The organism is Kitasatospora sp. MBT63 (genome assembly GCF_000710465.2).
Taxonomy (GTDB): Bacteria; Actinomycetota; Actinomycetes; order Streptomycetales; family Streptomycetaceae; genus Kitasatospora.
This window is the reverse complement of the sequence record NZ_JAIZ01000627.1, coordinates 43706-64558: the sequence shown is the minus strand read 5'-3', so window position 1 is coordinate 64558 and position 20853 is coordinate 43706. Positions and strand designations below refer to the sequence as shown.

Sequence of the window (20853 nt, the reverse complement as noted above, 5' to 3'; positions counted from 1 at the left end):
CGGACCGACACCAGGTCCTGCCACGGCCGCCGTCGCGTCCGGCCCCGGGCCCGGTGACCCAGACAGCCGGTGGACGAGGGGACCTTCGGCCCGAAGGCATACCCCAACGGCCGCCTCCGTACGCGGCGCCGCTCGGGAAGGCTGTGGGTGGAAGCGCGAGCGACGTCCGCCAGCGCACGATCCCCGGATGAAGAACCGAAAGGTGGTCCCGCCATGCCCCGCCGCCCGCAGGCCGAGGAACCGAATCCTCCCGCCCCCGCCCCGGCCAGCACCACCGCCGTCGACGCCCTGGTCGCCGACGCGCTGATGGCTCTCCGGGAGTACGCCGACTTCACCCAGGAGCAGGTCGACCACATCGTCAAGAAGGCGTCCCTGGCCGCACTGGCCCAGCACACCGCACTGGCGGCGCTGGCGGTGGAGGAGACCGGGCGCGGCCTGTTCGAGGACAAGGCCGTCAAGAACGTCTTCGCCTGCGAGAACGTCACCCACGTGATGGCCCGGACGAAGACCGTCGGGGTGGTGCGCCGGGACGAGATCGACGGGATCGTGGAGATCGCCGAGCCGGTCGGCGTGGTCGCCGGCATCACCCCGGTCACCAACCCCACCTCCACCACGATCTTCAAGTGCCTGCTGGCGCTGAAGACCCGCAACCCGATCGTGTTCGCCTTCCACCCCGCGGCGCAGCGCTGCTCGGCAGAGGCGGCCCGGATCGTGCGGGACGCCGCGGTGGCGGCCGGAGCACCCGCCTCCTGCATCCAGTGGATCGAGCAACCGTCGATGGCGGCCACCCACGCCCTGATGAACCACCCGGACGTGGCCACCATCCTGGCCACGGGCGGCAATGCGATGGTCCGGGCCGCGTACTCCTGCGGAAAGCCGGCCCTCGGAGTCGGCGCCGGCAACGTCCCCGCCTACGTCGAGAAGAGTGCCGACCTGAAGCGGGCCGTCAACGACATCGTGCTGTCGAAGACCTTCGACAACGGCATGATCTGCGCCTCCGAACAGGCCGTCATCCTGGACGCGGAGATCCGCGACACCACGCTGGCAGAGTTCCGCACGCTGAAGGCGCACCACGCGAGCGCCGAGGAGAAGGTGCTGCTGGAGCGCTACCTGTTCGGCGCAGGCGAGGGGAGTTCCTGCGCGGGGGAGCGGCTGAACGCCGACGTGGTGGGCCGCAGTGCCCCGGAGATCGCGGCCTCGGCCGGGTTCGAGGTACCGGGCGACACCTCGGTGATCCTGGTGGACGTCGAGCGGGTCGGGCCGGCGGAGCCGCTGACCCGGGAGAAGCTGTGCCCGGTGCTGGCCGTGCTGACCGCGGCCTCGCGCCGCGAGGGCCTCGAACTGGCTGCGGCGATGGTGGAGTTCAACGGGCTGGGGCACTCGGCAGCGGTGCACACCGAGGACGCGGCGTTCGTCGAGGAGTTCGGCCACGCCGTCAAGGCGTGCCGGATCATCTGGAACGCCCCCAGTTCGCAGGGCGGCATCGGCGACGTCTACAACGCCTTCACCCCCTCGCTGACCCTGGGCTGCGGCTCCTACGGGCACAACTCCGTGGCCGGGAACGTCTCGGCACCGAACCTGCTGAACATCAAGCGGATCGGGCGGCGCAACACCAACATGCAGTGGTTCAAGGTCCCGCCGAAGATCTACTTCGAGCGCAACAGCATCACGTACCTGGCGAGCATGCCGAACGCCCACCGGATCGTCATCGTGACCGACCGGACCATGGTGGAGATCGGTCACCTGGAACGGGTCCGGGGCATCCTGGACCGCCGCCGCGAACCTGTCGAGGTCCGGGTCGTCGACTTCGTGGAGCCCAACCCGAGCATCGACACCGTCCGGCGGGGCGCCGAGCTGATGCGCGACTTCCGCCCCGACACCATCATCGCGCTCGGCGGCGGCTCGCCGATGGACGCGGCCAAGGTGATGTGGCTGATGTACGAGCACCCGGAGGTCGACTTCGCCGACCTGAAGGAGAAGTTCTTCGACATCCGCAAGCGCGCCTTCACCTTCCCCGACCTGGGCGAGAAGGCGAAACTGGTGTGCATCCCGACCACCTCCGGCACCGGAGCCGAGGTCACCCCGTTCGCGGTGATCACCGACACCGCCACCGGGCAGAAGTACCCGCTCGCGGACTACGCGCTCACCCCGAGCGTCGCCATCGTCGACCCGGCGCTGACCGCCCGCCTGCCCAAGGACGTCACCGCCGACACCGGCTTCGACGCCCTCACCCACTGCATCGAGACCTACGTCTCGGTCTACGCCAACGACTTCACCGACGGCCTGGCCCTGCACGGCATCCGACTGATCTTCGACAACCTGGAGCAGGCCGTCACCGACGGCCCGGCCAACCCCGTCGCCCGGGAGAAGATGCACAACGCCGGCACCATAGCCGGCATGGCCTTCGGCTCCGCCTTCCTCGGCGTCGTGCACGCCATGGCCCACACCCTCGGCGCGACCTTCCACGTCGCCCACGGCCGCACCAACGCGCTGCTGCTGCCCCACGTCATCCGCTACAACGGCACGGCCCCGGGCAAGGTCACCGGCTGGCCCAAGTACCGCAGTTACGTGGCCCCCGAGCGCTACCAGGCCATCGCCCGGATGCTCGGCCTGGCCGCCGGCACCCCCGAGCAGGGCGTCGAGTCCCTGGCCGCCGGGGTCGAGGAACTGCGCGACCGGGTGGGCATCCCGCGCTCCTTCAAGGAAGCCGGAGTCGACGAGACGGCCTTCCTCGCGGCCCTGCCGAAGCAGGCGATGAACGCCTACGAGGACCAGTGCGCCCCGGCCAACCCCCGGATGCCGCTGCTCGCCGACATGCAGCAGCTGATGCGCCTGGCCTACTACGGCGACCGGTCCTGACCACCACCCGAGCGAGAAGGACAGACCGACCATGACCACACAGCAGCACGGGACTTCGGCCGCCTGGCACGGATTCCAGGGCGACCGGTGGCGCGAAGCCGTGGATGTGCGCGACTTCATCCAGCACAACTACACCCCCTACGAGGGCGACGGCACCTTCCTGGCCGGGCCCACCGGGCGAACCCTCGCGGTCTGGAAGCAGATCACCGACCGCTTCCCCGAGGAACGGGCGAAGGGGGTGTACGACGTCGCCCACGACGTGCCCGCCGGCATCACCGCGCACGCGCCCGGATACATCGACCGGGAGCGGGAGCTGATCGTCGGGCTGCAGACCGATGCCCCGCTCAAACGCGCGATCATGCCCTACGGCGGCTGGCGGATGGTCGTCGGCGCCTTGAAGACCTACGGCTACCCGGTCTCGCCGGAGCTGGAGAAGGTCTTCACCGAGTACCGCAAGACGCACAACGACGGCGTCTTCGACGCCTACACGCCCGAGATCCTCGCCGCCCGCAAGGCCGGCGTCATCACCGGCCTCCCCGACGCCTACGGCCGCGGCCGGATCATCGGCGACTACCGCCGGGTGCCGCTGTACGGCGTGGACCGGCTGATCGAGGTGAAGCGGGCCGAGAAGGCCGAACTGGACCACCTGCCGCACGATCCGGCGCGGCTGGAGGAGACCATCCGGGAGCGTGAGGAACTCGCCGAACAGATCAAGGCGTTGGGCGAGCTGAAGCAGATGGCCGCGCGCTACGGACACGATGTCTCCGGCCCCGCCGCGACGGCCCGCGAAGCGGTCCAGTGGCTCTACTTCGCCTATCTGGCCGCCGTGAAGGAGCAGAACGGCGCCGCGATGTCGCTCGGCCGCACGTCCACCTTCCTCGACGTCTACCTGCAACGGGACCTCGAAGCAGGCCGGCTGACCGAGGAGCAGGCGCAAGAGCTGATCGACGACTTCGTCATCAAGCTGCGGATCGTGCGCTTCCTGCGCACCCCCGAGTACGACGAGCTGTTCTCCGGCGACCCCACCTGGGTCACCGAGTCCATCGGCGGCATCGGCGAGGACGGCCGCCCGCTGGTGACGCGCACCTCGTTCCGCTACCTCCAGACCCTCTACAACCTCGGCCCGGCTCCGGAGCCGAACCTGACCGTGTTCTGGTCACCGAAACTCCCGGCCGGGTTCAAGGAGTTCTGCGCCAGGGTGTCGATCGACACCTCCAGCATCCAGTACGAGTCGGACGAGCTGATGCGCCCGCGCTTCGGCGACGACACCGCCATCGCCTGCTGCGTCTCCGCGATGCCGGTCGGCAAGCAGATGCAGTTCTTCGGTGCCCGGGTCAACCTCGCCAAGACCCTCCTCTACGCGATCAACGGCGGCCGGGACGAGATCTCCGGTGCCCAGGTCGGCCCCGCCACCGGCGCGCTCAGCGGCGACGTCCTCGACTACGAGGAGGTGCTCGCCAAACTCGACCAGCAGCTCGACTGGCTGGCGGCCACCTACGTCCACGCACTGGACGTCATCCACTACATGCACGACAAGTACGCCTACGAGCGCCTGGAGATGGCCCTCCACGACCGCGACATCCGGCGCACCCTGGCCTGCGGCATCGCCGGCCTCGCGGTGGCGGCGGACTCGCTCTCCGCCATCAAGCACACGACCGTCCACCCGGTGCGGGACGACACCGGACTCGCCGTCGACTACCTCGTCGGGGGCGAGTACCCGGCCTACGGCAACAACGACGACCGCGCCGACGCCATCGCGGTACGGCTGGTCGAGGAGTTCATGGAGAAGGTCCGCAAGCATCCCACCTACCGCGGCGCCGAGCACACCCAGTCCGTACTGACCATCACCTCCAACGTCGTCTACGGCAGGATGACCGGCGCCACCCCCGACGGCCGGCGCGCCGGAGAACCGTTCTCCCCGGGCGCCAACCCGATGAACGGCCGCGACCGCCACGGCTACGTCACCGCTGCCCTGTCCGTGGCCAAGCTCCCCTACGACCAGGCCGAGGACGGCATCTCCCTCACCAACACCGTCACCCCCGACGCGCTCGGTCGCACGGCCGACGAGCGGATCGCCAACCTGGTCGGCGTGCTCGACGGCTACACCACCTGCCGAGGCTTCCACATGAACGTCAACGTCCTCAATCGCGACACCCTGCTCGACGCCATGGAACACCCCGAGAAGTACCCCCAGTTGACCATCCGGGTCAGCGGCTACGCGGTCAACTTCGTCCGCCTCACCCGCAAGCAGCAACTCGACGTGATCGGCCGCACCTTCCACAGCGCGCTGTAGCAGCGCCCACCCGCACGCGGTGCCGACGCCCTCCCTGACCACGGGCGTCGGCCCCGCGCCTCTGTGCAAGGAGAACCGGAATGACCGAAACCACCGTCGCCGCCTCGGCCGGCGAAGCCGCACCCCCGTCCTGCCCGGTGACCGGCATGCTGCACTCCTGGGACCTGTCGACCGGCGTCGACGGCCCGGGGACGCGCTTCGTCGCCTTCCTCGCCGGCTGCCCGCTGCGCTGCCTCTACTGCCACAACCCCGACACGTGGCACCTGCGCGACGGCCGGCGCGCCACTGCCGACGACATCGTCCAGGAGGCCGCCAAGTACACCGCGTTCATCCGCGCCTCTGGTGGCGGAGCGACGATCAGCGGCGGCGAGCCGCTGCTCCAGCCGAATCTGACCGGCGAATTGCTGCACCGCTTCAAGCACGAACTCGGCCTGCACACCGCCCTGGACACCTCCGGCTTCCTCGGTTCCCGCGCCACCGACGCGCTGCTCGCCGACACCGACCTCGTCCTGCTCGACATCAAGTCCTGGGACCGCGCGCTGTACCGGCACCTGACCGGGCAGCGACTCGCTCCCACCCTGGACTTCGCCCGCCGCCTGGCCGGCCTCGGCACCGAGGTCTGGGTCCGCTTCGTGCTCGTCCCGGGGCTCACCGACCTTCCCGAGAACATCGAGGGCGTCGCCGCCTTCGCCGCATCCCTCGGCAACGTCGCCCGGGTCGACGTGCTGCCCTTCCACAGGCTCGGCACCGCCAAATGGCGCGCGCTGGGCCTGGAGTTCACCCTCGCCGACACGCCGACCCCGACCCGCGACCAGGAGGCCGCGGCTCGCGCGGTGTTCGCCGCCCACGGGTTGCACGCCGTCTGATCACGCCTGTCCCGTCTGCTCCCCGGTACGGACGAGCTTCGCGGCTCGTCGACCGACCGGGAAGCTTCGTCGTGCCCGCGCCGCGTGCCACTGACGGATCGGCGACGTGGCGCCGGGCTCCGGACACGTGATTTCGGACGACGACGAGGGCAGTCCGTGACGCGCCTCCCCGGCCGGTTCGGAACCGGGGTCATGGTTGCGGGACAGCGGCCGGGACCCGAGCAACGCAAAACGCCGTGGCCGACGGCGATCGTGTCGCGGCCGACCACGGCGGTGCGGGTGCGGTGGGGGGCAGCGAGCCAGGGGCGGGCACGCACGAGCGGGACGGCGGCCCAGCGGCGGCCCGTCCCCGACGTGCGGGCCGTGCCGGCCCTTGGGGACGGACGGGGGCTGCCGGTCGAGGCCGAGGAGGGAGGAGGACAGAGCCCCACCGGACGGACACGTCCTCGGACTGCCGGTGGACCGGCCGGCGGTTGATCACGATGGGTGAGCAGCCAGGAGGAGCCGGCGATACTTCGGTCGAACACCTCAGGGCGGCCCGAAGCCGTTGCGGCCGCGGGCGGTGTGGTGCTCAGGGAGCCAGGTCCCGGCGCAGCAGCAGAGGGACCGCGGCGGCGATCCCGGCGAACCCGACGGCCACCAGGGCGGCGAACGGGCCCCAGGGGATCGTTCCGTGGGCGAGTGCGTCACCTGGCGTGTAGTAGTGGAGCGGGCTCAGGTATCGCAGTGGCGCGGCCGGGTGCCACGCCATGGCGATGAAGTTGACGGCGAAGCCGACGGCGCCGAACGCGATGGTGGCGCCGATCACCTGGGCCCGGTGGCGGGCAGCAGCTGAGACGGCCAGGGCCGGACCGGACAGGCAGAGCGTGAACGCACACCCCGCCAGGCCGGCGGCGAGCACGCCGCGCAGAGGGACCGCGTGGTGGAGGGCGGGGGAGAGGGCCACGCCGCCGGCGACCGCCAGCGTGGCGGCGACGTTGAGTGCCAGTGAGGCCGCGACCACGGCGGCGGCCCGTTCGGCGAGCAGTCGCAGGCGGGAGACCGGGCGGACCATCAGCAGCTCGACGGTGCCGGACTCGACGTCCGCCGCGACTGCCGCCGCCGCGAGCGAGCCGATCGCCGTCAGTTGCATGGCGATCCAGAACGGGTGCACCAGACCGGCCCCGAGCAGACCGGGGTAGCTGGCGATGGAGACGTCACCGGTCGATCCGGAGAACGCCTTCAACGCGTCGGGTCCGGTCGGGCCGGTCCCGGCGAACAGCTGGGTCGGCGGCACCGCCCGGATGACGGCCACGATCAGCGCCTCGAAGACGACCATGCCCGCTGCAAGGAATGCCAGCATCCTGCGGCGCCGGTGCAGAGCCAGCCAGAACAAGGGGAACCGGGCCCTCATGACCGTACCTCCGCTGCTTCGACGTCCTGCCGGTACAGGTCGAGGAACGCCTCGTCCAGCCCGGCCTCCTCCACCGACAGGTCCGCCACCGGCAGCACAGCCAGGACCTCGCGCAGTCCCGCGACCAGCTCCGCCGGCGGGACGAGCAGACGGACCTCGTCCCCGTGCCAGCGCGGTGACCAGTGCTCCGCCAGCCCGAGACCGCGGGCACCCCGGCCGTCGGCCAGGACCAGCCGCACCCGCCTGGCGCGCTCCTCCCGCAGAGTGGACACCGACCGTACTGCGACCAGCCGCCCCGCCCGCACCAGCGCCACCCGGCCGCAGGCCCGCTGTACCTCCGGCAGTACGTGGCTCGACAGCAGGACCGTACGTCCCGCGTGCGTGGCCTCTTCCAGCAGTGCGAAGAAGACCTCCTGGACCAGCGGGTCCAGGCCTTCGGTGGGCTCGTCCAGCACCACCAGTTCGGGATCGTGCTGGAGCGCCTGGACCAGGCCCAGCTTCTGCTTCATACCGCGCGAATACTCCCGAACCGGCCGGGCCAGATCGGCGGACGACAGCCCGAGCCGCTCGCACAGCTCCGCACGCCGGGATGTCGCGGCGCGCTGAAGATCCCCGAGCAGCCGTAGTGTCTGAGCACCGGTCAGCTCCGGGTACAGACGAAGCTCTCCCGGCAGGTACCCGATCCGCGGGGCCAAGCGCCGGTGGTCGGCGACCGGGTCCAGCCCCAGTAGCCGGATCCGTCCGGTGTTCGGCCGCAGCAGACCCACCAGGCAGCGGATGGTCGTGGTCTTCCCGGCGCCGTTGGGGCCCAGGAACCCGAAGATCTCACCCCGCCGCACGGTGAGGTCGAGGTGGTCCACACCCGCCTTGCGGCCGTAGTACTTGCTCAGTCCGGCCAGCTCGATGGCCGGCCCCTCGCGCTCCATGCGTGCCTCCCTGGGCCGCGGCCGCCTCGGTGGAGGCTTGGTCCCGCGCACCAACTGCAGCGCACCGGCCGCAGCGGTGACAGGGACTCATGGCCCCCGTTCGACAGGCCTGTCGGTCCCCGGTGCGGCAATCGCGCCGCACCGGGGCTGAAGGTCCCGGCACGACGGCCCCCTCGGCCCTTCGCCACCACGTGCCGGCCGACCGATGGTGGAGACGACCACAACGACAGGGAGAAGAATCGTGACTGCGCAGAACGAACCCCAGCGGCGGATCGTCGTCGGCGTGGACGGATCGCCGTCCTCGCTCGACGCGCTGTGCTGGGCCGTCGACCAGGCCCGCACCCGCGGCGCCGTCATCGAGGCGATCACCGCCTGGCAGTACCCGGTGTCCACCGGATGGACAGTGCCGATCGATGCCACCGAGGACATCGCAGGCATCGCCCGCAAGGTGCTCGACGACGCCATCACGCAGGTGACCGGCCCGAACTGTCCGGTCGAGATCCACCCCCGGGTGGTGCTGAGCGGAACCGTGGCCTGCCTGCTGGAGGCAGCTCAGGGCGCCGACCTCCTGGTAGTCGGCAGCCGAGGCCACGGCGGCTTCGTCGGCGCACTGCTGGGCTCCGTCAGCGGCCACTGCGTGCAGCACGCACCGTGCCCCGTCGTCGTGGTCCGCCACTCGACGACCTGAAGACCCGACCACGCGGCCCTGAGGCCGCCGGCACCAGACAAGGAGTGAGCCGACCATGCGACACCGCATCGTGGGACAGCTGATGACCCGGGCCGTCGTGCCCGTCCGGCCCGACACCGGCTTCAAGGAGATCGCCCGCCTGCTCGCCGAACACGACATCACCTCCGTGCCCGTCCTGGACCACGAGGAGCGGCCGATCGGCCTGGTCTCCGAGGCCGACCTGCTGCTCAACGAAGCCGCCCAGGAGGACCCCGCCGGGCTCCTGCTCACCCCGCAGCTGTCCCCCGACCAACACACACGAAGCCGCGCCGCCACCGCCGAAGGCCTCATGACCAGCCCGGCGGTCTGCGCCCGGCCCGAGTGGACCGTGGTCGAGGCCGCCCGCCTGATGCAGCGCGACCGCCTCAAGCGGCTGCCCGTCGTCGACGAGGCCGGACGCCTGGTCGGCATCGTCAGCCGGAGCGACCTGCTGCGCGTCTTCCTCCGCCAGGACCGGGCCATCAACGAGGAGATCACCTACGAGATCCTCGACCGCACCCTGGGGCTCGCCCCGGGCAGCGTCGACGTCCGGGTCGACGAGGGCCGGGTCACCCTGAGCGGCACGGTCGAGAACCGCGCCCTGGTGTCGGTGGTCGAACGGCTGTGCCGGAGCGTGGACGGTGTCATCGACGTGACCAGCCGCCTCGACGTTCCCACGGACGACACCGCCGCCCTGCACCCGGTCCGCTGACCAGGTGGGCGCCACCCCGTGTGTCCGGAAACCCGATGCCGCGTTCGGCGGACATCGGGCCCGGGCGTCGGGGTGCGGCGCGCCAGGTGCGGCAGCTGGGCGGGGATCGGGCCCGCTCCTGCTGCTGCTCGGTGTCCCGTTGTGAAGTGCTCGAGCGTCAGGGGCAGGTGCGCGTGACGGTTCGTCACGCTGCGCGTTGATCGAGTGATCACTCCTCAGCAATGGAAGATCTACGAGGACGCAGGCTTCCGCGGTCATACGTTCCAGGACGGCGCACTCGGCCGCACCCGGTTCCGCTCGCTGCGACCGGCTCCGAGCCGGACCGGCGACGTGAACTACGGGCCGGAGCAGGGCTTCGACTGGAACGACAGCATCAGCTCCGTGCGAGCCTGACCTCGCGCAGGATGCCGAGGGCGTAGCTGCGAAGGCCCGGTCCGGGGCCGAGGCCCTGTGGCCCGGACGGGTGGGCCGGTACGAGGGAAGGGCCCCGAGGCGGCCGAGCCAGCAGCGGGCGTGGCGCGGGTCGAGGACCGTCAGGTCTCCTTCGAGGTGGACTCGCAGGTGAGGTCGAGGCCCGCCCGGACGGTGCAGCGGCGGCTCGCCGCAGTGGTCTCGACCCAGTCCGCGAGGTGGTGCACGATGGCCAGCCCGCGCCCGTGCTCGCCCTCCTCGCGGGGAGGGCGGCGGCACGCGCGCGCGGGCGGGACGGCGCCGAAGTCCGACACCTCGACGCACAGCGCCCGCTCGCACAGGGACAGGCTCACCGACATCCGCGCCCCGCCGTACGCGGCGGCGTTGGCGGCAAGTTCACCAACGATCAGGACGGCCGCGTCCCGGGCGCCGTCGGCGACGCCCCAGCCCGCCAGTACGGCCGAGACGTAGTGCCGTGCGGTGCACACCAGGTGCTCCTCGGCCGAGAGGACCAGCACGCCATGCTCGGAACGTATCGTCGCAGGTCACAGGTGATGGTCAGCAGACCTGCCCGGCCGGGGTCGGGCCGTGGAGCGGACGTACGCGTAGAACCGCGCCACCACGGCGGCTCGTGGCCCCTGTGCCGGCACCACCACACCGATCGTCCGGTGCGCCCCCGGATCCGCCAGTGGCACCCGCACGGCGCGGCCTTCGTGGGTGGCTTCGTCGCCCGTGCTCGGCACCACGGCCACCCCGAGTCCGGACGCCACCAGCGTGCGCAGCGTGCTGAGTTCGGCCACCAGGTCGTAGCGGTGGCGCGTCAGCCTGCGGGCGATCCCCTGGGCGGCCCCACCGCTGACCAGCATGTCCGCACGGGTGTCGAAGGCCGCCGCGCGGGTGCCCGGCGGGGCCGCCGGGAGCGAGCGGAACCAGGAGCGCAGCCCGGGGCCGGCGTCGGCCTCCGGGCCGGGTGGCTGCGGCTCGCCCTCTCCGGGTACCCCGGCGGCGGCGAACCGGGCCAACCTTCGGCTCGGCCCCGAGCTCATCCCGTACACATGGGTGGGCCCGCCGACCACGAGGAGGTCGGAATCGCCGGTGACGTCCGGCCCCGCCCCGGCCACTGGAACGCAGCTCACACGGCGTCCGGCCGGGCACCCCGCAGGCCGTCGACGATCGCCTCGGCCACGGCTCGGGTGTTGCCGTACACGCTCTCGTACACGATCACCGCCTGCACGATCACTCACCTCTCGGGGGTCCGGTCAGGTCCGTCCCCTGCCCGCCCGACACCGCTCTGTCGACAGCGTCAGGGGCTTCCCGGTACGGGACGACGGCGATGGGGCAGGGCGCGTGGTGGATCGCGGCGTGCGCCACCGGTCCGAGGCGCGGGCCGGCCGCCGCGTGCCGGGTGCGGCGGCCGATCACCAGCAACCCGGCCTGCGCGGCCGCCGCCAGGAGCGTGGGGGCGGCGCTGCCCGGGGTCACCTCCTCGACCACGTCCACCTGCGGGAACCGTTCCCGTCCTGGTTCCAGGGCGTCAGCGAGTGACCGGTGTTCGACCGCGGACAGGTCCCTCCCCAGGGAGCGGGCCGCCGCAGCGGCCAGGTACTCGCTGCCGTGCGGCGGAGCCCAGGCGTGCACGACCCGCAGCGGCGCCGACCGCAGTGCGGCGCTCCGGAAGGCGAAGGCCACCAGCCCGTCGCAGCGGTGCCGGAGGTCCAGCCCGAGGACGACCTCCCGCAGCGGGGTCACGGTCGAAGGGCCCCCGCCGGCCGCCGGGAGGTGCTCGGCCGGCGCGGCGTCGTCCGCGCGCACCAGCACCACCGGGCAGCCGGCCCGGCCGAGCACTTCCTGGCTCACCGAGCCGATCAGGAACCCCCGGAACGGGCCGAGGCCGCGCGAGCCGAGAACCAGCATCGCGGCACTCCTCCCGGCGGCCTCCAACACGGCGGGTGCGCTGTCCGGCAGATGGACGGCGCTCACCTCGAGCCCCGGCAGCGCCGTCCGCAGTTCGGCCGCCTTCTCGGCCAGCCGCTGCCGGCCCCACCGCTCCGCCTCCTCGCTCCCGAGGACGTACGGCTGCGTCCACGGCCAGGCCTGCGTCAATTGCAGGGGCAGCCGGCACCGCAGGGCCTCGCGGGCCGCCCAGTCGGCAGCGGCCAGGCTCTCCGGCGATCCGTCGAACCCGACGACGATCGGTCCGTCCACGGTGCCTCCGTCCGTCAGGTGCCGGTGGTGCGCACGACGACCACGGGACAGGGTGCGTGTTCCACGCAGTGGCGGCTCACCGATCCGAGCAGGGTGCCGGTGAAGCCGCCGAGGCCCCTGGTCCCGACCACCAGCAGGTGTGCTCCGCCGGCGGCCTGCAGCAGGACGTCCGCCGGGTGGCCGTACTCGGTCCGTTGCCGGACCGGGACCGGCGGCCCGGGCGCGTCCCCCTCCTGCTCCTGCTCCACGGTGTCGGCCAGCGCCAGGCGGGCCGCCTCCTCGATCTGCGGCCCCGGGATCGTCAGCCCCCAGCCGCTGAGGGGCGGGAAGTCCCAGGCGGTCACGGCCTCGACCGCGGCACCTTCGAGCCTCGCCTGCGCCAGGGCCCAGCGCAGCGCCGCTCGCGAGGAGGGCGAGCCGTCGACGCCGACCACGATGGTCTGTCCACGATCAGCCGTGCCCGCCATGGTGAACCTCCTTGTTCCGGTACGGATCCGGGTGGGTGGCGGACCGGTGCCCGAAGGCGGCCCCGGCCACCGCCGGGCCCACGGCCTGCACCTGGTCCGTGCGTCAGCACGCGGACTCTCCGCGCGCGGCGGGCTGCCGGTAGCCGGTCAGGTCGAGGATCTCCTCGACCGGCCGGCGCGGGGTGACGGGTCCGGGCGGCCCGTAGCCGAGACGCAGGACGAGCTGGACGTGGCCGATGCCGTCATCCGGGTCGCGCAGGCCCCAGCGGGTGTCGGGCCATTCGACGGCCTGGTGCAGCACGGAGACGCGCAGACCGTCGGCCGTCGCCAACAGCCAGACGCGTTGCAGGGCCTGGCCGGCGCGGAGCCAGTCCGCCGGCCGGTCGCCGTGGGTGGTGAGCGTGGCCAGCTGCGGCAGCGCCTCGAAGCGCTGGGACGGTGTGCTGGCCGATGCCCCAGGGGTGAAAGCGCGCACGGGTACGCGGGCGTCGTGGTCCTGGGGACCGAGGGCGGCGACCGGGATCCCGTCCTCGGCCGGCCCGTCCAGACGCAGCCAGCTCCGGGTCTCGGCCATCCGCGCCAGGTCGGCTCCGGTGCGGCGTTCGGCGTCGGCGGTCAGGGCGAGCACCCGGCGCACCCCGTCCTCCTCCAGCGATGAGAGCACCGCGCCTTCGCCGAGGGCCGCCGCCGTCAGCTCACCGATGACCGCCTCGGGAACGTCACGATTGGCGAAGGGCTGGCGGCTGGAGTGGCGCAGCCCGATCGCCTCGTAGAGGTCCGGTCCGTACGGAGACGGCGTGGGAGCGGGTCCGGAGAGGCGGACCGTGGCCGCCAGCCCCGGCTCGTCCGGGTCGGGCAGCAGCCGCACCTGCGGGTCCCGGCCGAGCCGCAGTCCGGCCACGCGCAGGTTGAACAGGGCCGCGCCCACCGAAATGTGCAGCGCCCGGCCGTCCGGATCGATGAGCGGCAGGGCGCGCCCCGGGTCGCTGTGGACACGCAGGCCGAGCGAGTCGGGCATCGGGACGAAGAGCCAGGGCTGGCTGTTGTGCAGGGAGGGCGCCGCGCTCGCCGCGGCGGCCAGGAACCTCAGCTGTTCCAGGGTCAGGGCTTGCTCGGGCATGGCGGACAGCTCCCTCTTCCGGTTCTCCCGTCCTCGGATGGACGGCCTACGCGGTGTCATGCGTGCGGGGCGGGTCGGACGCGGCGGCGTCGGAGGTTCCCGCGCGCAGCAACTGGTGGCCGAGGTCGACCAAGGCGCGTCCGGCCGCGAACTCGTCGCCGATCTCGGGGACGGCAGGGTCGTGCGGGCCGCGCCGTGCGAGGCCGCGGCTGCGAAGGGTGTTGTCACCGGTGTCGAGGACGACGTGCGCCGTGGTGATGTCGTCCTCCTCGAAAAGCTGCAGATGCAGGGTCCACCGCTTGGTCCGGCGCTGCACGGTGATGTCGCTGGCGGTCATGGCCGGTAGGTCCCTTCCGGTCGGGCGCTGCGGACCGCCGCGCGCCTCGGCCCCGTCCCGTTGTTCGATCTTGCCTCCATGCTGCTCCGCGCGGGGCCGCCGGACATGGGCCCACCGGCCCCAATCGTGGGCCGGACGGTCCGGCGTGGCTGCGGGACAGCGCTTGCGCCGGGGTTGCCTACCGTGTCCGCGGAGGGGAGGTCGGCCTCCTGAGCCGGGCTTCACTCTGCGTCGTGGCGGATCACGACGACCGGGCAGGACGCGTGCTGCACGCAGTACTGGCCCGTGCCTCGTTCTCCCGGCCCGCACGGGGGCGCCGGCCGCATGCTCATGTACCGCCATCATGTTTGGCGTCCGGGCCCGCCGTCAGCCGTGACGGGCAGGGGAGCCGAGGCCCTCGTGGGTGCTGGGCCGCTGCGGGGCTCCGATGTCGTCGCGGAGCCGGGTGATGGTCTGGTGGACGGAGACCACACCGTCGATCGAGGCGCAGAGACGTTCGATCACGGGGAGCAGGTCCTGCCGTTCCACTCTCCCGGAAAGGGTGACGACACCCTCATGGACGGCGACCTGCACCGTGCCGGGGGCGAGGTTCAGGGTTCGGTCCAGAACATCACGGCTGATCTCCTCGCGGATGGCCGTGTCATGCCGGAGAAAGAGCCGGAGGAGGTCGGAGCGGCTGACGATGCCGGTGAGCCGTTCGGTCTCGTCGACGACCGGGAGGCGCTTGATCCTCTCGCGGTCCATGGTCCGGGCGGCTTCGACGACGCTCCATCCGGGGCGCGCACAGACGGCCGGGCTGGTCATCAGGCTCTCCGCGGTCTCCGCCCCGGTCAGACTGTCCGGCTGCCCGTACAGTGGGTCGGTGTGGCCTTGGGGATCGGGGAGGCGGGCCTGCCGGCGGAGCAGGTCCGCCTCCGAGACGACGCCGAGTGGGTGGTTCCGGTCGTCCACGACCGGGACGGCGGTGATGCCGTTGCGATCGAGGAGTTCGGCGATCTCCTTGAACGGCGTGCCGGGCCGTGCGGTGACGACCCGGCGGGTCATCACGTCGCTGACGGTGCGGTGCTGCATGGTCCTCACTCCTCCGCCGAGGTCCTCCTCCTGCCACTGTCCCCCTGCCCCCGGCGGCTGGGACAGGGCCGGTCGGGCCCCATCCGGGCGGCCGTCGCCGCACTCGGAGCCTCACCTGCCGGCGATGCGGCGGTGGTGGTCCGCGATCTGCCCCGCGATCTCGTCGGCGAGGCTGTCCACGGCGGCCCCGACCGGCGCCGACAGGCCCGTGCCGGGGGAGCAGTCGGCTCCCTCCACCGCGTAGACGACCAGGAGGGCCGGCAGGCGGTCCAGCTCACGGGCGAGCTCCACGGCGTCGCCCATGCCCAGCCCGTGGGAGCTCGTCGCGCCGTCCGCCACCGCGAGCCGCCCGCCGGCCAGCTCCAGGCGGTGCACCCGGCCGGGTCGCCCGGGGTGGGCGTGCGCAGCGTCCACGACGATGGCGAGGTCCGCGCCCTCCCAGTGGGAGATTAGCCGGGCGGGGTCGCCGTCGCACACCACGAGGGCGGCCCGGCCCGGCGAGGGGGCGTTCCGGAGGCGCTCCGCCAGCCGCGTGACGACGGCCCAACCGACCCCGTCGTCACGCCGGTACTCGTTGCCGACACCGATCACGGTGATCCGCGCAGTGGTGTTCACCCGGCCTGCCCTTCCCGGCCGCGGTACCCGCCAAGCTCCCCCAGGAGCCGCTGGGGCTCGTTCGAGTGCAGGGCAGCGCCACTTGGACCACAGCGGCACCGCCGTTCCGTACCCGGCGCCGCCGCACTCCCCATACTGGGCCGCACGGTGGCGTCGATCGAGGAGGTGCGGTGGCGACGGACGGCAGCAGCCCCGTGGTGATCGGCAAGGACGGCCTGGACGCGCTGATCGCGACCCTCACCGGCCGCGGCCGGACCGTCATCGGCCCCACCGTCCGGGACGGGGCGATCGTGCTGGCCGAGATCTCCGGCGGAGGCGAGCTGCCCTACGGCCGGGGGGTCGAGCTGGAGGCCGGAACGTACCGGCTGCGGGAGCGCCAGGACGGCGCCGCGTTCGCACACAGCGCGGGCCCGCAGTCCTGGAAGACCTTCCTGCATCCGCCACGGGTGCGGGAGTGGAGCGCCGAGCGCACGCCCGACGGCGACCTGGTGGTCACCGAGGACGACACCGTGGCCCCCTCGTACGCGTTCCTCGGGGTGCGCCCCTGTGACCTGCGGGCCATCGCGATCCAGGACCGGGTGCTCACCGGCGGCCGGTACACCGATCCCTCCTACCAGGGGCGCCGCGAGCGGGCATTCCTGGTGGCGGTGGAGTGCACCGAGCCCGGCGCCACCTGCTTCTGCGTGTCGATGGGGACCGGGCCGGCCACCGGGCCCGGATACGACCTCGCCCTGACCGAGGTGGTGGACGCCGACGGGCACCGGTTCCTGGTGCGCGCCGGTAGCGAGGAAGGCGCGTCGGTCCTGGCCGAGCTCCCGCAGCGCGCCGCCGACCCCGCGACCGCCACCGCCGCCCGCGAGCGCGTCGCGCAGGCCGCGGACCGGATGGGCCGCAGCATGCCCTTGGTGGACCTGCAGACGCTGATGCGCGAGACCCTCACCGCCGAACGCTGGGACGACGTCGCCGCCCGCTGCCTGACCTGCGGCAACTGCACCATGGTCTGCCCGACCTGCTTCTGCACCAGCACCGAGGACGTCACGGATCTGACCGGCGACCACGCCGAGCGCTGGCGGCACTGGGAGTCCTGCTTCGACCTCGACTTCTCCCACCTGCCGACCGGACCGGTCCGCGAGTCGCCGCGCAGCCGCTACCGGCAGTGGGCCACCCACAAACTCGGCACCTGGTTCGACCAGTTCGGCAGCTCCGGGTGCGTCGGCTGCGGGCGCTGCATCGTGTGGTGTCCGGTCGGCATCGACATCACCGAGGAGGCCCACGCGCTCGACCGGGAGCGTGCGGCCCGCCCGCCCGACGGGACGGGCCCGTCGTGACCCCCCTCCAGCGGGGCTTCCTCGGCGCACTGCCGCCGGGCCACCGGGACCGGCTGGCCGCGTTCGCCCGTGACGTGTCGATCCCCGCAGGCACCCGGATCTTCGAGGAGGGCGGCTCGGCCGACCGGTTCTGGATCATCCGCTCCGGCGGCGCGGCCCTGGACGTCCACGTCCCCGGCCGACGGCCGGCGGTCGTGGAGACCCTCGGTGAAGGAGACCTGCTCGGCTGGTCCTGGCTGTTCGAGCCCTACCGCTGGCACCTGGGCGCCCGGGCCCGCAGCACCCTGCTGGCCGCCGAGTTCGATGCCGGGCGGGTCCGCGCCGCGTGTGCGCAGGACCCGGCCTTCGGCCTGGCGGTGACCCACGGGGTCGCGGCGGTGATCGCGCGGAGACTGGCAGCGACCCGTGCCCGGCTGCTGGACCTCTACGCGCCGCCCGGCACCGATACCGGCGGAACAGCGGGATGACGGCGCCCGCTGCCGCACCTCCGCGGTCCTACCGGGTGATCGCACGCGTGCCCGAGGCGCCGGACACCGCCACGATCGTGCTGGAACCCGTTCGGTCGGCTCTGCCACCCTTCGCGCCCGGCCAGTTCGCGATGGTGTACGCGTTCGGCGTCGGTGACATCCCGCTGTCGGTCAGCGGCATCGACGGGGACAGGCTGACGCACACGGTCCGGAACGTCGGCGCGATCTCCGCCGCCCTGCACGGGCTCGAGGCCGGCGCGACGGTCGGGGTGCGCGGCCCGTTCGGCACCGGCTGGGAACTGCCCTCGGCAGCCGGCCGGGACCTGCTGGTCGTCGCCGGCGGCATCGGTCTGGCACCGTTGCGCCCGCTCGTCCGCGCCGCCCTCGCCGCGCCACCGGAGTACGGGCGGCCGAACGTCCTGATCGGCTCGCGCACGCCCCGGGACCTGCTCTACGTCCCGGAGACCCGTGCCTGGGGCCGCTCGGCGCGGGTGCTGGTCACCGTCGACCGCCCCGACGACCGGTGGAACGGGGAAGTCGGTGTCGTCACGACCCTGCTGGACCGCGCCGACTTCGATCCGACCACGGCTGCGGCCTTCATCTGCGGCCCCGAGCCGATGATCCGCGCCACCGCCGCGGAACTCGTGCACCGAGGTACCGACCCCGACCGGATTGCGGTCTCGCTGGAGCGGACCATGCACTGCGCCATCGGCCACTGCGGGCACTGCCAGCTCGGCCCTCTCCTGCTGTGCCGTGACGGCCCGGTGGTGACCTGGACGGCCGCCCGCGCACTCCTCCTGGTCAGGGAGTTGTGAAATGACCGCCGAACCCCGTAGGCGTCCGAAGCTCGCGGTCTGGAAGTTCGCCTCCTGCGACGGCTGCCAGCTCACCCTGCTGGACTGCGAGGACGAACTGCTCGGCCTCGCCGAACAGGTGGAGATCGCACACTTCCTCGAGGCTTCCAGCGCCGACGCGCCCGGTCCGTACGACCTGTCCCTGGTCGAGGGCTCGGTGACCACCCCCCAGGACGTCGAACGGATCCAGCACATCCGCGCCGTCTCCGCGCGCCTGGTCACCATCGGCGCCTGCGCCACCGCCGGCGGCGTCCAGGCGCTGCGCAACTACGCCGACGTCGCCGAGTTCCAGGCCGCCGTCTACGCCCGCCCCGACTACATCGCGACGCTCGCCACCTCCACCCCGATCGGCGCCCACGTCCCCGTCGACTTCGAACTGCGCGGCTGCCCCGTCGACCGTCGCCAGCTCCTGGAGGTCATCACCGCCCACCTGGCCGGACGCCGGCCGGACATCCCCGCGCACAGCGTCTGCTTCGAGTGCAAGCAGCGCGGCACGGTCTGCGTCACGGTCGCCCACGGCACCCCCTGCCTCGGCCCGGTCACCCACGCCGGCTGCGGCGCCATCTGTCCCACCTACGGCCGCGGCTGCTACGGCTGCTTCGGTCCGAGCAACTCCACCAACTTCCCCTCCTTCATCCCACTGCTGCGCCGCGACGGCATGGACACCCTCGACGTCGTGCGGGTGCTGCGGACCTTCAACACCGCTGCCCCCGCGTTCGACGCGGCCTCACGGAAGGAGGAGGAACGGTGACCCATCGCGGCTCCAGGGTGCTGCACGTCGGATCGCTGGCGCGCGTCGAGGGCGAGGGCTCCCTGTACCTTCGGGTCCAGGGTGACGACGTCGCCGAGGCGCGACTCGCCATCTACGAACCCCCGCGCTTCTTCGAGGCGTTCCTGCGCGGACGCTCCTACACCGAACCGCCCGACATCACCTCCCGGATCTGCGGAATCTGCCCGGTCGCCTACCAGCTGAGCGCCTGCCGGGCGATCGAGGACGCCTGCGGTGCGGTGGTGGACGGACAGCTGGCCGCACTGCGGCGGCTGATCTACTGCGGAGAGTGGATCGAGAGCCACACCCTGCACGTCCATCTGCTGCACGCGCCCGACTTCCACGGCTGCGACAACGTCGTCGAACTGGCCCGCTCCAGGCGCGCGGACGTCGAACGCGGGCTGCGACTCAAGCAGGCCGGAAACGCGATCATCGAACTGCTCGGCGGCCGGGCGATCCACCCGGTCAACGTCCGCCTCGGAGGCTTCCACCGGGTGCCGAGCAGGGCCGAACTGCGTCCACTGGAGGAGCAGTTGAGGCGGGCGCGGGAGGACGCCACGCAGACCGTGCGCTGGGTGGCCGGATTCGACTTTCCCGACGCGGGGTGCGACCACGACCTGCTCGCCCTGGCCGAGCCCGGCACCTACGCCATCGAGTCGGGCACCCCGACCGTCATGGCCGCACCCCACACCGCCGGACTTCCCGCCACGACCCGGCGCGCGCTGCCCACCCGCACCTTCGGCGTCCGGGAGTTCGGCGACCACGTCGTGGAGAACCAGGTCCCGCACTCCACCGCCCTGCACGCCCGGCTGGACGGCCGCCGCCACCTGACCGGCCCGCTCGCCCGTTACGCCATCAGCGGACGCCTGCTCTCGCCGGTCGCCGTCCAGGCCGCGCAGGACGCCGGGCTCGGCGACCCCCGGCAGGGCGACGTCTGCCGCAACCCCTACCGCAGCATCATCGTGCGGGCGGTCGAAGTGCTCCACGCCGTCGACGAGGCCCTGCGCCTCATCGAGGCGTACGAGCCTCCGCCACGCCCGTACGTCGAGGTGCCACCACGCGCCGGCACCGGCCACGGGGCGACGGAGGCACCCCGCGGCCTGCTCCACCACCGCTACACCCTCGACGCGCGAGGGACCGTCACCGAGGCCGTGCTGGTGCCGCCGACCGCGCAGAACCAGGACGCGATCGAGGAGGACCTCCGCCGAACGGTGCAGGAACACCTGAGGGCTGGGGAGCCGACCGACGCCGAGCTGACCGCGATCTGCGAACGGGCCATCCGCAACCACGACCCCTGCATCTCCTGCTCCACCCACTTCCTTGACCTCACCGTCGACCGGACCTGCACCGGCGGCTGACCACGCCCGGGCGGACGCCGCGAGGTCAGGGCGTCCGAGTGCGGGTCGTGCTCGATGACGCGAAGAGCGCGCTGGAGCCGGCGCGCGCCGGCCGTG

Annotated in this window: 21 protein-coding genes; 11 read left to right on the top strand and 10 right to left on the bottom strand. The window is 72.6% G+C overall.

The features are described from left to right. Positions 1 to 213: 213 nt before the first annotated feature. The 3 genes from adhE (at position 214) to pflA (ending at position 6018) form a co-directional block, all read left to right on the top strand. Entirely contained in the window at positions 214 to 2859 is a 2646-nt protein-coding gene (gene adhE, locus AA75_RS32625) for a bifunctional acetaldehyde-CoA/alcohol dehydrogenase (protein WP_051813895.1), read from the top strand. A 31-nt stretch (positions 2860 to 2890) separates the two neighbouring features. Then, positions 2891 to 5152: a formate C-acetyltransferase gene (gene pflB, locus AA75_RS32620; protein ID WP_033823937.1), complete on the top strand. Its 2262-nt coding sequence runs from the start codon at positions 2891 to 2893 to the stop codon at positions 5150 to 5152. A 146-nt stretch (positions 5153 to 5298) separates the two neighbouring features. Beyond that, complete coding sequence (pflA, locus tag AA75_RS32615; RefSeq protein ID WP_033823965.1) at positions 5299 to 6018, top strand: pyruvate formate-lyase-activating protein; 720 nt, start codon at positions 5299 to 5301, stop codon at positions 6016 to 6018. A 571-nt stretch (positions 6019 to 6589) separates the two neighbouring features. Here the strand turns inward: pflA and AA75_RS32610 are convergent. Then, positions 6590 to 7411 (bottom strand): ABC transporter permease subunit, encoded by an 822-nt coding sequence (locus AA75_RS32610; RefSeq protein WP_082526996.1) that lies wholly within the window; start codon positions 7409 to 7411, stop codon positions 6590 to 6592. Beyond that, positions 7408 to 8337: an ABC transporter ATP-binding protein gene (locus tag AA75_RS32605; protein WP_033823935.1), complete on the bottom strand. Its 930-nt coding sequence runs from the start codon at positions 8335 to 8337 to the stop codon at positions 7408 to 7410. The genes AA75_RS32610 and AA75_RS32605 overlap by 4 nt, the downstream gene beginning before the upstream one ends. A gap of 241 nt (positions 8338 to 8578) precedes the next feature. On the opposite strand from AA75_RS32605, the gene AA75_RS32600 reads away from it, so the two are divergent. From AA75_RS32600 to AA75_RS32590, 3 genes are all read left to right on the top strand, one after another. Continuing rightward, positions 8579 to 9025: a universal stress protein gene (locus tag AA75_RS32600; protein ID WP_051813893.1), complete on the top strand. Its 447-nt coding sequence runs from the start codon at positions 8579 to 8581 to the stop codon at positions 9023 to 9025. A gap of 55 nt (positions 9026 to 9080) precedes the next feature. Beyond that, on the top strand, positions 9081 to 9755 hold the full coding sequence (locus AA75_RS32595; protein WP_033823934.1) for a CBS domain-containing protein: 675 nt from the start codon (positions 9081 to 9083) through the stop codon (positions 9753 to 9755). A gap of 204 nt (positions 9756 to 9959) precedes the next feature. Then, positions 9960 to 10148 (top strand): hypothetical protein, encoded by a 189-nt coding sequence (locus AA75_RS32590; protein ID WP_033823933.1) that lies wholly within the window; start codon positions 9960 to 9962, stop codon positions 10146 to 10148. A gap of 140 nt (positions 10149 to 10288) precedes the next feature. Here AA75_RS32590 and AA75_RS32585 read toward each other — a convergent pair whose 3' ends face one another. The 8 genes from AA75_RS32585 to AA75_RS32550 form a co-directional block, all read right to left on the bottom strand. Next, complete coding sequence (locus tag AA75_RS32585) at positions 10289 to 10684, bottom strand: ATP-binding protein (RefSeq protein WP_051813892.1); 396 nt, start codon at positions 10682 to 10684, stop codon at positions 10289 to 10291. 27 nt (positions 10685 to 10711) lie between these two features. Then, the gene (locus AA75_RS32580; protein WP_149038507.1) at positions 10712 to 11302 is read right to left on the bottom strand and encodes a LysR substrate-binding domain-containing protein; all 591 of its coding nucleotides are present in this window, start codon (positions 11300 to 11302) and stop codon (positions 10712 to 10714) included. Between the two features lie 100 nt (positions 11303 to 11402). Next, positions 11403 to 12371: a universal stress protein gene (locus AA75_RS32575; protein ID WP_051813890.1), complete on the bottom strand. Its 969-nt coding sequence runs from the start codon at positions 12369 to 12371 to the stop codon at positions 11403 to 11405. 14 nt (positions 12372 to 12385) lie between these two features. Beyond that, positions 12386 to 12838 carry a universal stress protein gene (locus AA75_RS32570; RefSeq protein WP_033823932.1) on the bottom strand — a complete coding sequence of 151 codons (453 nt, stop codon included), beginning with the start codon at positions 12836 to 12838 and terminating at the stop codon, positions 12386 to 12388. A gap of 103 nt (positions 12839 to 12941) precedes the next feature. After that, positions 12942 to 13958, bottom strand: a complete 1017-nt coding sequence (locus AA75_RS32565; protein WP_051813889.1) for a hypothetical protein — start codon at positions 13956 to 13958, stop codon at positions 12942 to 12944. Positions 13959 to 14004: 46 nt separating this feature from the next. Further along, the gene (locus AA75_RS32560) at positions 14005 to 14295 is read right to left on the bottom strand and encodes a DUF1876 domain-containing protein (RefSeq protein WP_051813888.1); all 291 of its coding nucleotides are present in this window, start codon (positions 14293 to 14295) and stop codon (positions 14005 to 14007) included. Between the two features lie 366 nt (positions 14296 to 14661). Beyond that, the gene (locus AA75_RS32555) at positions 14662 to 15366 is read right to left on the bottom strand and encodes a CBS domain-containing protein (RefSeq protein WP_051813887.1); all 705 of its coding nucleotides are present in this window, start codon (positions 15364 to 15366) and stop codon (positions 14662 to 14664) included. A gap of 111 nt (positions 15367 to 15477) precedes the next feature. Continuing rightward, positions 15478 to 15981 (bottom strand): hydrogenase maturation protease, encoded by a 504-nt coding sequence (locus AA75_RS32550; protein ID WP_033823931.1) that lies wholly within the window; start codon positions 15979 to 15981, stop codon positions 15478 to 15480. 170 nt (positions 15982 to 16151) lie between these two features. Here AA75_RS32550 and AA75_RS32545 point away from each other — a divergent pair, with 170 nt between their 5' ends. Genes AA75_RS32545 through AA75_RS32525 form a run of 5 tightly spaced genes read left to right on the top strand, consistent with a single transcriptional unit; the run spans position 16152 to position 20757 of the window. Continuing rightward, positions 16152 to 17309, top strand: coding sequence for a 4Fe-4S dicluster domain-containing protein (locus AA75_RS32545; protein ID WP_033823930.1), 1158 nt, complete (start codon positions 16152 to 16154; stop codon positions 17307 to 17309). Further along, positions 17306 to 17776 (top strand): cyclic nucleotide-binding domain-containing protein, encoded by a 471-nt coding sequence (locus AA75_RS32540; RefSeq protein ID WP_033823929.1) that lies wholly within the window; start codon positions 17306 to 17308, stop codon positions 17774 to 17776. The genes AA75_RS32545 and AA75_RS32540 overlap by 4 nt, the downstream gene beginning before the upstream one ends. Beyond that, positions 17773 to 18591: an FAD/NAD(P)-binding protein gene (locus AA75_RS32535; protein WP_033823928.1), complete on the top strand. Its 819-nt coding sequence runs from the start codon at positions 17773 to 17775 to the stop codon at positions 18589 to 18591. The genes AA75_RS32540 and AA75_RS32535 overlap by 4 nt, the downstream gene beginning before the upstream one ends. A 1-nt stretch (position 18592) precedes the next feature. Next, complete coding sequence (locus tag AA75_RS32530; protein ID WP_033823927.1) at positions 18593 to 19381, top strand: oxidoreductase; 789 nt, start codon at positions 18593 to 18595, stop codon at positions 19379 to 19381. Further along, entirely contained in the window at positions 19378 to 20757 is a 1380-nt protein-coding gene (locus tag AA75_RS32525; RefSeq protein WP_033823926.1) for a Ni/Fe hydrogenase subunit alpha, read from the top strand. Before AA75_RS32530 ends, AA75_RS32525 begins: the two co-directional genes overlap by 4 nt. Positions 20758 to 20853: the final 96 nt, after the last annotated feature.

What these genes read in the sequence shown, in the direction of transcription:
- adhE (WP_051813895.1), top strand. Translation starts at nt 214, where the DNA reads ATGCCCCGCCGCCCGCAGGCCGAGGAACCGAATCCTCCCGCCCCCGCC.
- pflB (WP_033823937.1), top strand. Translation starts at nt 2,891, where the DNA reads ATGACCACACAGCAGCACGGGACTTCGGCCGCCTGGCACGGATTCCAG.
- pflA (WP_033823965.1), top strand. Translation starts at nt 5,299, where the DNA reads ATGCTGCACTCCTGGGACCTGTCGACCGGCGTCGACGGCCCGGGGACG.
- AA75_RS32610 (WP_082526996.1), bottom strand. Translation starts at nt 7,411, where the DNA reads ATGAGGGCCCGGTTCCCCTTGTTCTGGCTGGCTCTGCACCGGCGCCGC.
- AA75_RS32605 (WP_033823935.1), bottom strand. Translation starts at nt 8,337, where the DNA reads ATGGAGCGCGAGGGGCCGGCCATCGAGCTGGCCGGACTGAGCAAGTAC.
- AA75_RS32595 (WP_033823934.1), top strand. Translation starts at nt 9,081, where the DNA reads ATGCGACACCGCATCGTGGGACAGCTGATGACCCGGGCCGTCGTGCCC.
- AA75_RS32570 (WP_033823932.1), bottom strand. Translation starts at nt 12,838, where the DNA reads ATGGCGGGCACGGCTGATCGTGGACAGACCATCGTGGTCGGCGTCGAC.
- AA75_RS32565 (WP_051813889.1), bottom strand. Translation starts at nt 13,958, where the DNA reads ATGCCCGAGCAAGCCCTGACCCTGGAACAGCTGAGGTTCCTGGCCGCC.
- AA75_RS32560 (WP_051813888.1), bottom strand. Translation starts at nt 14,295, where the DNA reads ATGACCGCCAGCGACATCACCGTGCAGCGCCGGACCAAGCGGTGGACC.
- AA75_RS32555 (WP_051813887.1), bottom strand. Translation starts at nt 15,366, where the DNA reads ATGCAGCACCGCACCGTCAGCGACGTGATGACCCGCCGGGTCGTCACC.
- AA75_RS32535 (WP_033823928.1), top strand. Translation starts at nt 17,773, where the DNA reads ATGACGGCGCCCGCTGCCGCACCTCCGCGGTCCTACCGGGTGATCGCA.
- AA75_RS32530 (WP_033823927.1), top strand. Translation starts at nt 18,593, where the DNA reads ATGACCGCCGAACCCCGTAGGCGTCCGAAGCTCGCGGTCTGGAAGTTC.